The organism is Haloarchaeobius sp. FL176, assembly GCF_024609245.1.
Classification (GTDB): domain Archaea; phylum Halobacteriota; class Halobacteria; order Halobacteriales; family Natrialbaceae; genus Haloarchaeobius.
Map to the genome: position 1 here is coordinate 266,940 of NZ_JANJYH010000005.1, position 12,086 is coordinate 279,025.

Annotated in this window: 10 protein-coding genes and 1 pseudogene; 8 read left to right on the plus strand and 3 right to left on the minus strand. The window is 68.9% G+C overall.

The window, feature by feature from the left end:
- The first annotated feature begins 127 nt into the window (after positions 1-127).
- Positions 128-940: a molybdopterin-synthase adenylyltransferase MoeB gene (locus tag NO978_RS11965; RefSeq protein ID WP_257299816.1), complete on the plus strand. Its 813-nt coding sequence runs from the start codon at positions 128-130 to the stop codon at positions 938-940.
- Positions 941-946: 6 nt separating this feature from the next.
- Here NO978_RS11965 and NO978_RS19970 read toward each other — a convergent pair whose 3' ends face one another.
- On the minus strand, positions 947-1,462 hold the full coding sequence (locus NO978_RS19970; protein ID WP_369684141.1) for a PQQ-binding-like beta-propeller repeat protein: 516 nt from the start codon (positions 1,460-1,462) through the stop codon (positions 947-949).
- A gap of 224 nt (positions 1,463-1,686) precedes the next feature.
- Positions 1,687-2,184, minus strand: a pseudogene (locus NO978_RS19975) (PQQ-binding-like beta-propeller repeat protein); the annotation flags it as partial.
- A gap of 80 nt (positions 2,185-2,264) precedes the next feature.
- On the opposite strand from NO978_RS19975, the gene mutL reads away from it, so the two are divergent.
- The 6 genes from mutL (at position 2,265) to NO978_RS12000 (ending at position 8,640) form a co-directional block, all read left to right on the plus strand.
- Positions 2,265-4,496, plus strand: coding sequence for a DNA mismatch repair endonuclease MutL (mutL, locus tag NO978_RS11975; protein ID WP_257299818.1), 2,232 nt, complete (start codon positions 2,265-2,267; stop codon positions 4,494-4,496).
- 179 nt (positions 4,497-4,675) lie between these two features.
- Complete coding sequence (kdgK1, locus tag NO978_RS11980; protein ID WP_257299819.1) at positions 4,676-5,632, plus strand: bifunctional 2-dehydro-3-deoxygluconokinase/2-dehydro-3-deoxygalactonokinase; 957 nt, start codon at positions 4,676-4,678, stop codon at positions 5,630-5,632.
- A 72-nt stretch (positions 5,633-5,704) separates the two neighbouring features.
- The gene (locus NO978_RS11985) at positions 5,705-6,187 is read left to right on the plus strand and encodes a universal stress protein (protein ID WP_257299820.1); all 483 of its coding nucleotides are present in this window, start codon (positions 5,705-5,707) and stop codon (positions 6,185-6,187) included.
- Between the two features lie 72 nt (positions 6,188-6,259).
- Positions 6,260-7,660: an NAD(P)/FAD-dependent oxidoreductase gene (locus NO978_RS11990; RefSeq protein WP_257299821.1), complete on the plus strand. Its 1,401-nt coding sequence runs from the start codon at positions 6,260-6,262 to the stop codon at positions 7,658-7,660.
- 93 nt (positions 7,661-7,753) lie between these two features.
- Complete coding sequence (locus NO978_RS11995; RefSeq protein ID WP_257299822.1) at positions 7,754-8,215, plus strand: Hsp20/alpha crystallin family protein; 462 nt, start codon at positions 7,754-7,756, stop codon at positions 8,213-8,215.
- A gap of 188 nt (positions 8,216-8,403) precedes the next feature.
- The gene (locus NO978_RS12000) at positions 8,404-8,640 is read left to right on the plus strand and encodes a hypothetical protein (protein ID WP_257299823.1); all 237 of its coding nucleotides are present in this window, start codon (positions 8,404-8,406) and stop codon (positions 8,638-8,640) included.
- Here the strand turns inward: NO978_RS12000 and NO978_RS12005 are convergent.
- On the minus strand, positions 8,637-9,788 hold the full coding sequence (locus NO978_RS12005; RefSeq protein WP_303647300.1) for a tubulin/FtsZ family protein: 1,152 nt from the start codon (positions 9,786-9,788) through the stop codon (positions 8,637-8,639). The two genes, NO978_RS12000 and NO978_RS12005, sit on opposite strands and share 4 nt — an antisense overlap.
- Before the next feature lie 315 nt (positions 9,789-10,103).
- Here NO978_RS12005 and NO978_RS12010 point away from each other — a divergent pair, with 315 nt between their 5' ends.
- Complete coding sequence (locus NO978_RS12010; RefSeq protein ID WP_257299825.1) at positions 10,104-11,987, plus strand: PINc/VapC family ATPase; 1,884 nt, start codon at positions 10,104-10,106, stop codon at positions 11,985-11,987.
- Positions 11,988-12,086 lie beyond the last annotated feature (99 nt).

Below are 12,086 nucleotides of genomic sequence, written 5' to 3' on the forward strand. Positions count from 1 at the left end.
CTCCATGGTACACTACACCACGTTAAATTCGTTGTGGTGTGACACTCGTTGGCAAACGTAGCCGGTGTGTCCCACCGACGCCACGCGAGCGTGAGAGTTTTTCACTGGCGGCCCGAACCATCCCACCATGACCGACCTCTCGCTCTCGCCGACCCAGCTGGACCGCTACTCCCGGCACGTCATCATGGACGAGGTCGGTCCCGACGGGCAGGCGAACCTGCTCGACGCCTCGGTGTGCTGTGTCGGTGCCGGCGGGCTCGGCTCGCCCGTGCTCGCGTACCTCGCGGCCGCCGGCGTCGGGCGGGTCGGCATCGTCGACGACGACACGGTCGAACGGTCGAACCTCCAGCGACAGGTGATCCACGGCGACGACGACGTCGGCCGCCCGAAGGTCGACAGCGCCGCGGAGTTCGTCGAGGAACTGAACCCCGATATCACGGTCGACCGCCACGAGTTCCGGGTCGACGCCGACACCGTCGAAGGACTCGTGACCGACTACGACCTCGTCGTCGACGGCTCGGACAACTTCCCGACCCGGTACGTCGTCAACGACGCCTGTGTCATCGACGGGACGCCGTTCGTCCACGGCGCCATCTACCGGTTCGAGGGACAGGCGACCACCTACCTGCCGGGGGGCCCCTGCTACCGCTGCGTCTTCTCCGAGGCACCCGAACCCGGCACGGTTCCGGACTGCGCGACGACCGGCGTTCTGGGCGTGCTCCCTGGCGTCATCGGCAGCATCATGGCGACGGAGGTCGTCAAGCATTTCGTCCCGGTCGGCGACCCGCTCGACGACCGGATGCTGGTGTACGACGCCGCTGACATGACCACCGACGAGGTGCCCGTCGCGCAGAACCCGGACTGTCCGGTCTGTGGCGACGAGCCGACGGTGCGGTCGCTGGGTGACGTGAGCTACTCCGGGACGTGTGCCGTGAAGTGAACCGCCTCAGTCCCGCAGCGCGACCACCTTGCTCCCGCCAGCGAGGTACAGCGTCTCGTCCGCGACGGCGAGTTCGGGATCGCTGACGACCCGGTCCCGTCGCCACAGTTCGTCGCCGGAGTCGGCGTCGAACGCGACGAGCGGGGCGCCGGATGCGCGGAACGGCCCGGTGTAGACGGTGCCGTCGGCGACGACGGGCGTACGGAGGCCGGCCTCGGGGTCGAACCGCCACCGCTCCGTGCCGTCGGCTGCGAGGGCAGCGAGCACGCCGTCCTGTCCGATTGTCTCCGACCAGACCCCCGACGTGGCGACGTAGGCGACACCATCTTCGACAGCTGGTGTCTGCGGTGTCTGCTCGAACGGGGCCTGCACCAGCCTGGCCCGTCGCTCGTGTCGTACACCGAGAGCCGGCCACGGGGCTCCGAGTCGGAGGGTGAGAGCACGTTCGTACTCCGATAGACGAGCCCGTCGTTCACCGCCGGGACGCCGTAGGTCTCGTAGCCGTCGCTGTCGGCGGTCCATCGCTCGTCGAGCGCCCGGCCGTCGACGTCGTAGGCCCGGAACGTCGAGCGGCCGCCGTACAGCGAGCTGCCATCGGTCGCGGTACGGTAGACGTAGTGGTCGCTCCGTTCGACGAGTTCGCCGGTGTCGGCGTGGAGTCGAAGCGTCTCGTTCGGGGGGAACAGGAACACCCAGCCGTCGCGCTCGACGAGGAAGTAGCCCCACACGCCACTCTCGGCCAGCCGGGTCGACCACCGTCGCTCCCCGTCGGCGGACAGGGCCGTGAGCCGCTCCCGGCCGCCGGCGTAGAGCCGCCCGGCGACGAACTGGAGCGAGCCGGCGTCGCCAGGGACCGACCGTCGCCACCGCTCGTCGCCGGTGTCGATGTCGAGGGCGACTACGGCGGCGTCGGTCTCGTTCCAGACGAACACGCGCCCAGCGGCGACGACCATCGAGTCGACGACACCGCCGATGTCCACCTCCCAGTCGGCGGAGGGGTCGCTCCGCGGCGGCGACGCGAACGGGTTGTGGCAGGTCTGTGCGAACCCGTAGTGTTCGCTCGGCCAGTCGCCGCGCGCTGGCTTCCAGTCCGCGGGAACCCGCCGTTCCGGTGGCTCGACGTCGTCGTCGACCAGGCCGTCGACGGTCGAACAGCCCGCGAGGGTACCGATGCCGGCAGCGGCGACGGTGCCGAGCAACGACCGACGGCCGAGGCTGGGGGTGGAGGACGGTTCAGGTGACATACGTGCCGGTTCCGAATCCCCTGATAAGTGTCTTTTCCCGGACCACAGCACGTATTGCGATAGCAGCCGACCCGACGCACATGCCCGATACGGACATCCGAAAGCTCGACCAGGCGACGGTCGAGCGCATCGCCGCCGGCGAGGTCGTCGAGCGTCCGGCGTCGGTGGTGAAGGAGCTCGTCGAGAACAGCCTCGACGCCGACGCGACCCGCGTCGACGTGGCCGTGGAGAACGGCGGCGTCGACGGCGTGACGGTCGCGGACGACGGCGCGGGGATGACCGAGGCGGACGTACGCGCCGCCGTCCAGGAGCACACGACGAGCAAGATACGCGACATCGACGACCTGGAGGGCGGCGTCGGCACCCTCGGCTTCCGGGGGGAGGCGCTGCACACCATTGGGGCGGTCTCCAGAACCACCATCCGGACGAAGCCGCGGGACCCCGACGACGGCCCCGCCGAGGGCACCGAACTCGTCTACGAGGGCGGCGCGGTGGAGTCCGTCGCACCGGTCGGCCGACCCGCGGGGACGACCATCGAGGTCGAGAACCTCTTCTTCAACACGCCCGCCCGGAAGAAGTACCTCAAGACCCGGGCGACGGAGTTCAGCCACGTCAACCGCGTGGTGACCCGCTACGCGCTGGCGAACCCCGGCGTCGCGGTCTCGCTCTCCCACGACGACCGCGAGGTGTTCGCGACGACCGGGCAGGACGACCTGCGCTCGGCGGTCCTCGCGGTGTACGGGAAGGAGGTCGCACAGGCGATGGAGTCCGTCGAGGCGCGGGCCCTCGACGACGGCCCGCTCGACGCCGTGGCCGGACTGGTCTCGCACCCCGAGACGACCCGGAGCACCCGCGAGTACGTCTCGACGTTCGTCAACGGGCGGTACGTCACCTCGAAGCTGGTCCGGGACGCGGTGCTGTCGGCCTACGACGGCCAGCTGGCGAGCGACCGCTACCCGTTCGTCGTGCTCGACCTCGCGGTCGACCCCGGACAGGTCGACGTGAACGTCCACCCCCGCAAGATGGAGGTCCGGTTCTCCGACGAGGCGGGGGTCCGTCGGCAGGTCCACGACGCCGTCGAGGACGCGCTCTTGGAGGCCGGCCTCCTGCGGTCGTCGGCCCCCCGCGGGAAGTCGAAGGCGGCCGAGGTAGACGTGCGGCCGGAGCCGGCGGCGGGAACGACCGACAGTTCCGGGACGACGGGCCCGGGAACCGACGAGTCGGCGGCGACCGCCGGGGAAACCGCGTCTCGGGACACCCGGAATCGCGCGTCGTCACCGGCTGACGGGTCGTCGTCCGGCGACGAGTCCGCGTCCCGGCCCGGGATGGATGCCGAGGCGTCGACATCGGCGGGCGACGACGGGTCGACGGCGGCCGCCGACACCGAGGCAGCCTCGACGGCCGGGTCGACCACGGTCGAGTCGTCACCTCCGACCGAGGAGGGCGATGCGTCGTCGACGACCGAGTCGCCGGACTGGGGCACCACCGAGCGACGAGAGCGGCCCACCGACCTCGGCGAGTTCGGGCCGGGTGACTCGCGAGCCGCGGGCGGCTGGCCGGATCCGCCGTCGTCGAGCGACCACGCGGGCCCGTCAACGACGGCCCGGGACGGAGTCACGGCGGACACCGACGCCGACCGCAAGTTCGGCGGCGAGCGCACCCAGGCGACCCTGACGGGCGAGGACGCCACCGAGACGACCGACTACGACGCGCTGCCCCGGCTGGAGGTGCTGGGGCAGTACCGCGACACGTACTTCGTCGCCGCGTCGCCGGACGGGCTGGTGCTCGTCGACCAGCACGCCGCCGACGAACGCGTCAACTACGAGCGGCTCCGCGCGCAGTTCGAGGAGGGCGCGACCGCCCAGGCGCTCGCCGAGCCGGTCGAGCTGGAGCTCACGGCGGGCGAGGCCGCCGCGTTCCCGGACTACCGCGAGGCGCTCTCGGCGCTCGGCTTCCGGGCGGAGCGCACGGGCGACCGGACGGTGGCCGTCACGGCGGTCCCCGCGGTGTTCCGGAAGACGCTCGAACCCGCGGACCTGCGTGACGTGCTCGCCGGCTTCGTCGCCGAGGGGGCCGACGGTGAGGGGACCGTCGACGAGCTGGCCGACGAGTTCGTCGCCGACCTCGCGTGCTACCCCTCCATCACGGGCAACACCTCGCTCACCGAGGGCTCCGTGGTCGACCTGCTCGCCGCGCTCGACGACTGCGAGAACCCGTGGGCCTGCCCACACGGCCGCCCGACGCTCGTCTCGTTCCCCGACGACGAGATCGAGGCGCGCTTCGAGCGGGACTACCCCGGCCACGGCGGGTAGCGATGCAGACCATCGACGGCGGCGACGGGAGCGTGCGTCTGTCGGGCTGACAGCTCGCCCGCTGGTTTTCGATTCGATACCCGTCGCCCGTGTGCGGTGGGGACACTTATACCAGTGCCGTCCGTTCGGCCGTACATGAGTGCTGTGAGCCAGTCGGTGGCGACGCCAGGAGGGTACAGATGAGCGACGACCTCGTGACGTTCGGCGAGTCCATGCTGCGCCTGTCGCCGCCGGGGAACGAACGCCTGGAGACGACTGGGGAGCTGGAGGTCCACGCCGCCGGCGCGGAGTCAAACACCGCCATCGCGGCCGAGCGACTGGGGGCGGAGGCGTCCTGGCTGTCGAAGCTGCCGGACACGCCGCCGGGCCGACGCATCGCGAACGGCATCCGCCAGCACGACATCACGACCGACGTGGTGTGGGCGGAGGAGGGCCGTCCGGGCGCGTACTACCTCGAACACGCCGGCAAGCCACGCGGGACGAACGTCGTCTACGACCGTGCCGACTCCGAGTTCTCCACGGCCGCCGCCGAGGAGTTCAACCTCGACCGGGTCCGCGACGCCACCGCCTTCTACACGACCGGCATCACGCCCGCGCTCTCCGAGCAGATGCGCGAGACGACCGTCAACATGTTGAGCGTCGCCCGGAACGCCGGGACGATGGTCGCCTTCGACGTGAACTACCGGCGCAAGCTCTGGGAGCCAGAGGCGGCCCGGAACACCATCACGCGGCTGTTCCCCGCCATCGACGTGCTCGTCATCGCGGCGAAGGACGCCGAGGCCGTGCTCGACTACGACGGGGAGCCGACCCAGCTCGCCCACCACCTCGCCTCCGAGTACGAGTTCCGGACCGTCGTCGTCACCCGCGGGGCACACGGCGCGGTCGCCATCCACGACAACGTCGTCCACGAGCAGGAGGCCTTCGAGACCGACACCCACGACCCCATCGGCTCCGGCGACGCCTTCACCGGCGCGTTCCTCGCCCGCCGGCTCGCCGGCGACGACGTGGGCCGCGCGCTGAAGTACGCCACCGCGACCGCCGCGCTCAAGCGGACGATCCCCGGCGACGTGGCCACCGTCACCAGGTCCGAAGTCGAGGCTATCGTCGCCGACCGGACCGAGGACATCTCCCGCTGACGGCGGACCGCCGTCGTCGGAAGCTGAGAGCCGTGTCGCCTTTTTAATGTGGTGCGATACCAACCATCGAGTATGACCTACGTCGTGTCGTTCGACGACCGGCGTCTCGCGCGCGTCGCCCTCGACCGTGCGCAGTCGTACGCCAGCCTGACCGACGAACGCGTCGTCGCCGTCACCGTCGTCCCGAAGAACCCGAGCTACGCCAGAGAGCGCGACTGGCTCGGGCCCGACGAGAGCTTCGAGCTGCAGGCGATACTCGAGCGCCTCGCGGAGGCCGTGGACGGCATCGCTCCCGAGGCGGAGTTCGAGTACGTCCTCGCGGACCGGTACGCGTCGCCCGGGACCATCTCCTCGAAGATCCGCCGCAAGGCACGGGACCTCGACGCCGCCGTCGTCTTCGTCGGGAGCGAGAACGCCGGCCGGATGCTCACCACGCTCCGGAGCGTCGGCCACAGCGTCGCCGCCGACGACACCTACGACGTCCACATCGTCCGCCGCGCCCGGGCGACCGGCGTGCCGGCGCTCGACGAGCACTCCCGGCTGTTCGAGAGCTGAGACGCCGACGCGAGTGCAGGCGGTGTACACGCTTGGCGAATCCCTTTTTGTGTCCGTCCCGGAGTGATGCGCATGACACACGTCGCTATCGTCGGTGCGTACGGGAGCGCAGGCGTCGCGGTCGCCGGCGAACTGGCCGACGAACCGGGAGTCGAACTCACGCTGATCGACGACGGCCAGCCCGGCGGCGGGCTCTGCATCCTCCGCGGCTGCATGCCGTCGAAGGAGGTGCTCTCCGCGGGCGCACACCGGTTCCAGGCCAGACACGACGACCGGCTCGCCGGCGAGCTCCCGACGGTCGACCTCGACGCAGTCGTCGATACGAAGGACGAGCACGTCGCCGGCTTCGCCGAGCACCGACGGGCGGCCGTGCACGACCTCGCCGAGCGCGAGAACGTCGAGTTCCTGCGCGACACCGCGACGTTCGTCGACGACCACACGCTCGCCGTCGGCGACCGTACCGTCGAAGCCGACTACGTCGTCGTTGCCACTGGTTCGACGGTGAACGTCCCGGACCTGCCCGGTATCGACGAGGTGGACTTCCGGACCAGCGCGGACGTGCTGGACTCGCGGTCCTTCCCGGACTCCGCGCTCGTCATGGGCTTCGGCTACGTCGGCATGGAGCTCGTCCCCTACGTCGCCGAAGCCGGTGACACCGCGCTGACCGTCGTCGAGCACGACGGCCGCCCCCTCGACGAGGCCGACCCCGCCTTCGGCGACACGCTCGCGGACATCTACGAGGAGAACTTCGACGTGGACATCCTGCGCCACACACGGGAGCGACGACTCGAACCCACCAGCGACGGCGGGGTTCGGCTCCACGTCGAGCGCGACGGCGAGCACGAGGTCCACGAGGCCGACGAGCTGTTCCTCTTCACCGGCCGGCGACCCAGCCTCGACCGTCTCGACCTCGAATCGACGGGGCTGGTCCCCGAGGACGGCTGGGTCGACGACACGATGCAGACCCGCGACGACGACCGCGTGTTCGTCGTCGGCGACGCCAACGGCAAGGAGCCCATTCTCCACGTCGCCAAGGAGCAGGGCTTCGCGGCCGCCGAGAACATCCTCGCCCACAGCCGCGGTGAACCCCTGAAGCCGTACGAGAACGTGCACCATCACGTCATCTTCTCCGGCCTCGGCGTCTATCCCTACGCCCGTGTCGGCCACTCGGCGGAGAGCGCCGAGGCGGCAGATATCGACCACGTCGCGGTCACGCGCGAGGCCAGCGACGACGGCGTGTTCAAGACGAAGGACGTCCCCGAGGGGCGTGCTTCCCTCGTCGTCGGGACCGACGGCACGGTGCTCGGCTACCAGGGCCTGCACTACCACGCGGACGTGATGGCGAAGACGCTGCAGGTCGTCGTCGAACTCGGCCTCAACGTGCGCGCGCTCCCCGACCGGGCGTTCCACCCGACTACGCCGGAGATACTCGACGGGCTGTTCCGGGCCGCCGCCGAACAGGTCGACGAATAGACACCGAACCGACCACCTAGCGCCCTACAGGCCGTTAATGCGTGTTAGCTCGTGTCCATACGTGTTTATATAGATATAAGTCGTCTATCTGGTATGGCATTCAGAACCTACGACGACGTGGACAGCATGTTCGACCAGATGGACCAGATGTTCGACGAGATGCGGACGAACTGGATGGGCATGACCCCCCGCAGCACGACACCCCAGCTCGAGTCCGGACACGAGGCCGGCCTCACGACCTACGGCGACAGCGCGACCAGCCTCACCGAGCGTGACGGCAACTACGTGTTCGTGATGGACCTGCCCGGCTTCGAGCGAGAGGACATCGAGCTCACCCTCCGGAACGGCTTCCTCCACATCGACGCCGCAACCGAGATCGACCACGACTCGGAGTTCCTCTCGATGCACCAGTCGCGCCGCAGCAGCGAGCGCGTCCGCATCCCCGGTGACATCGTCGCCGAGCAGATACAGGCGACCTACCGCAACGGCGTCCTCGAAGTCCACCTCCCCACGATGGATGGCGAGGACGACCACCACATCTCGATTCAGGACTGAGGGTTCCGGTCCACTCGACCACGACCGGCATCCGTGACGGTTCCATCGCGGTGGCTGGCCCCTCCGGTTCGCTCTTCGATGATCTCTCGGGCACTCGTTTTAAATTCTTGTCTTAAAAGTATTCAATCCATCAATCTTAGATAGAAATTATTAATTGAATTTAATCTATTGGTCGATGACCGACGGATATGGCTGCGTATCTAAGTACCGCCGTGATGCTGCTCGGGCTCGTGGTTTCGCTCGGCTCCGGCTGGTACATCGCGAAGGGACCGTTCTTCGGGTTCGGCACACCCCCGTTACCCTCCATCCTGGCCGCGACGGGGCTCTTCGTCTTCGGTATCATCGTCTTCGGCTGGGGCCTGAGCAGTCGCATCGACGCCGGAAGCGGCGACGAGCGCGTCATCCCCGGCAACGAGAAAGTTTAGAACAGCGGCGTCAGCTCCTCGTCACCGTCGTCGAGGAGCGCCGCCAGGTTCGCGTCGGACTGCGAGCGTATCTCCTCTAAGTTCTCCATCGCCTCGATGGCGACCTGCTGGAGCCCCTTGATGCGTGGCACGTCGGTCACGCCAGACAGCAGCACCACGCAGGCGACCGAGTGCTCGTCCGGGAGCGGGTAGTCCCCGCCGCGGATCTCCATCGAGCCGGTCTGCTCCTCCAGCCACCGCCGGCCGTGCTCGATGCCCTTCCGGTTGAGGTACTCCGGCGGCCCGGCCATGACGAGTAACCCCCGTTCCGTGCCGCCGAGTTCGCAGGGCAGCGTGAGACGGCCGAGGGCGGCCTTCCTGACGAGCGAGGTGATACGGTTCGTGGTGTCGGTCTCGTCCAGTCCCTTCTTCGAGAACCGGGAGAACAGGCCGCCCTTCTCGCGCTCGACGTGGTCGATGGCGTAGCCGATGGTCGAGACGCCGCCGCTGCCGAGCGTGTTGATTATCTCCGAGGCATCGACGACTGACTCGCCGACAGCGCCGGCCTCGTCGACCTCGCCCGCGCCGAACAGCACCGCGAGCCGACGCACCAGCTCCTCGTTGATGTCCGCGTAGCCCTCGCCCAGTGACTCGCCGGTGTGTCGCCACGACTCGTTGTCGAAGACCATGAGGTTGTCCACCTCGCGGACGAACGTCTGGAACGACCGCGCCGCGTTCAGCGTGTACAGCCCGCCCTCGTCCGACCCCGGCAGAATGCCCAGCCCGTAGACGGGTTCGGCGTACAGTCGCTGCAGGTGCTTCGCCAGCACCGGCGCGCCGCCCGAGCCAGTGCCGCCGCCGAGCCCGGCGACGATCATGAACGCGTCGACCTCGTGGACCGGCACGTCGTCGAGCGCGGCCTGTATCTCCTCGACGTCTTCCTCGGTGACCTCCGCGCCGAGTTCGTTGTCCGCGCCGACGCCGTGTCCTTTCACCCTGGTCTGCCCGATGAGCACCTGCTCGTCCGTCGGGACGTGCTTCAGTCCACGGAGGTCAGCCGTCGCCGTGTTCACCGCGATGGCCGCGCGGACAGTCTTCCCCCGAGTCTGTCGGTCGAACTCGACGAACCGGTCGACGACCTTCCCGCCCGCCTGGCCGAAGCCGATCATCGCGAGCTTCACTGCCGACCCACCCCGGCGAGTTGCGTCGGTACTGTACTCATAGTGATCAGTTACGGTCCCCGAGGAGATAAATGCAGACGCCGGGCGAGAGTTCCGAGTGGAGCGTGTGGCGTGAGGGCTCCCTCGGCTGCCCTGGGTTCACACTTTTTGTAAACCCTCGCCACTACCAGTACGCGGGCCACGATGCAGCCGACAGGGGGTCCAGGGAGCGGCAGTCGGGGACACAACAGCATCCACCAGCCACACGCGAACACCGCACACGGGACCCCGCCCCTTATCAACCGCCACGGCCCTACTGCAGGTATGAACGTCGTACCGGACACGAGCGTGGTCGTCGACGGCCGCGTGTCCGCCAAGGTCGACGACGGCGAGTACGAGGGGGCCACCATACAGGTCCCAGAAGCCGTCGTCGCGGAGCTGGAATCGCAGGCAAACGAGGGGTTCGACACGGGGTGGGACGGGCTGGAGGAGCTCCAGCGACTCGCCGACCTCGCCGACGCCGGGACCATCGAGCTGGCGTACGTCGGCGAGCGTCCCGACGCGGTCGAGCGCGGCCACGCCGGCGAGGGCGAGATCGACGCACTCATCCGCGACCTCGCCGCCGAGCTGGGCGCCACGTTCCTCACGAGCGACGTGGTCCAGGCCGAGGTCGCGAAGGCGAAGGGCCTCGACGTGGCGTTCGTCTCCGCCGAGGTCCGCGGCCAGACGGAGATCGACCGGCTGCAGGTACAGAACTACTTCGACGACGAGACGATGAGCGTCCACCTCAGGTCCGGCGCGGTGCCGATGGCAAAGCGCGGCGCCCTCGGCGAGATGCACTACGTCGAGGTCGCCGACGAGCCGCTCTCCGACGAGACGATGGACGAGTACGCCACCGAGGTCGTCAACGCCGCCAAGGAGTCCCGCGACGGCTTCCTCGAACTCTCCCGCAACGGCATGGACATCGTCCAGTTCCGGGACTACCGCATCGCCGTCGCCCGGCCCCCGTTCTCGGACGGCATCGAGATAACCGCGGTCCGGCCCATCGCACAGACCGACATCGACGACTACGAGCACGCCGACGAACTGCGCGAACGCCTGCTCGAACAGCAGCGCGGCGTCCTCATCTCCGGCGCGCCCGGAGCCGGGAAGTCCACGTTCGCACAGGCGGTCGCCCGGTTCATCGCCGACAACGACTACTCCGTGAAGACGATGGAGAAGCCCCGTGACCTCCAGGTCGGCCCGGAGATAACGCAGTACACCGAGCTCGACGGCGAGATGGCCAACACCGCCGACGCCCTGCTGATGGTCCGGCCCGACTACACCATCTACGACGAGGTCAGGAAGACCGACGACTTCGAGGTGTTCGCGGACATGCGCCTCGCGGGCGTCGGCATGATCGGCGTCGTCCACGCCACCCGCGCCATCGACGCGCTCCAGCGGCTCGTCGGACGGGTCGAACTCGGCATGATTCCTCAGGTCGTCGACACCGTCGTCTACATCGAGGCCGGGCAGATCGCGAAGGTGTACGACGTCCAGACCGAGGTGAAGGTGCCATCCGGCCTCACCGCCGAGGACCTCGCCCGCCCCGTCATCCAGATCACCGACTTCGAGACGGGACGCCCGGAGTACGAGATCTACACGTTCAACCGGCAGGTCGTCACCGTTCCGCTCACCGACGACGAGGGGAGCAGCGACTCCGGCGTCGACCGCATCGCGAAACAGGAGATCGAACGGGAGATACGCTCCATCGCCCGCGGCCACGTCTCGGTCGAGCTGAAGGGCCAGGACACCGCGGTCGTCTACGTCGACGACGACGACATCTCCGCGGTCATCGGGAAGGGCGGCGGTCGCATCACCGACGTCGAGGACCGCCTCGGCATCGACATCGACGTGCGCACCCACGACGAGAACCCGAACTACCGGACCGGGTCGAGCGGCGGGTCCACCGGCGGCGGCGGTGGCGGCGGCGGTGGCGGCGGAGACAAGGGCCAGCTCGTCACGCCCGAGATCACCTCGCGGCACGTCATCGTACCGGTCGATGGACACACCGGCGAGACGGTCGAGGTCCGTGCTGGCGGCGAGTACCTGTTCACCGCCACGGTCGGTCGTGGCGGGGAAGTGCAGGTCTCACGTGGGTCCGGCATCGCCGAGGAGCTGGAGCAGGCCATCGACCGGAAGCAGACCATCACCGTGCACACGGCCTGAAATAGGCCAGAGACGCGGGTTTCGGGATGCTTCTATGACGACCACCGCGGGGCGCGCTCCCTCAGGTCGCTGCGTTGGCAGGGCGCTTCCGTTCGACTC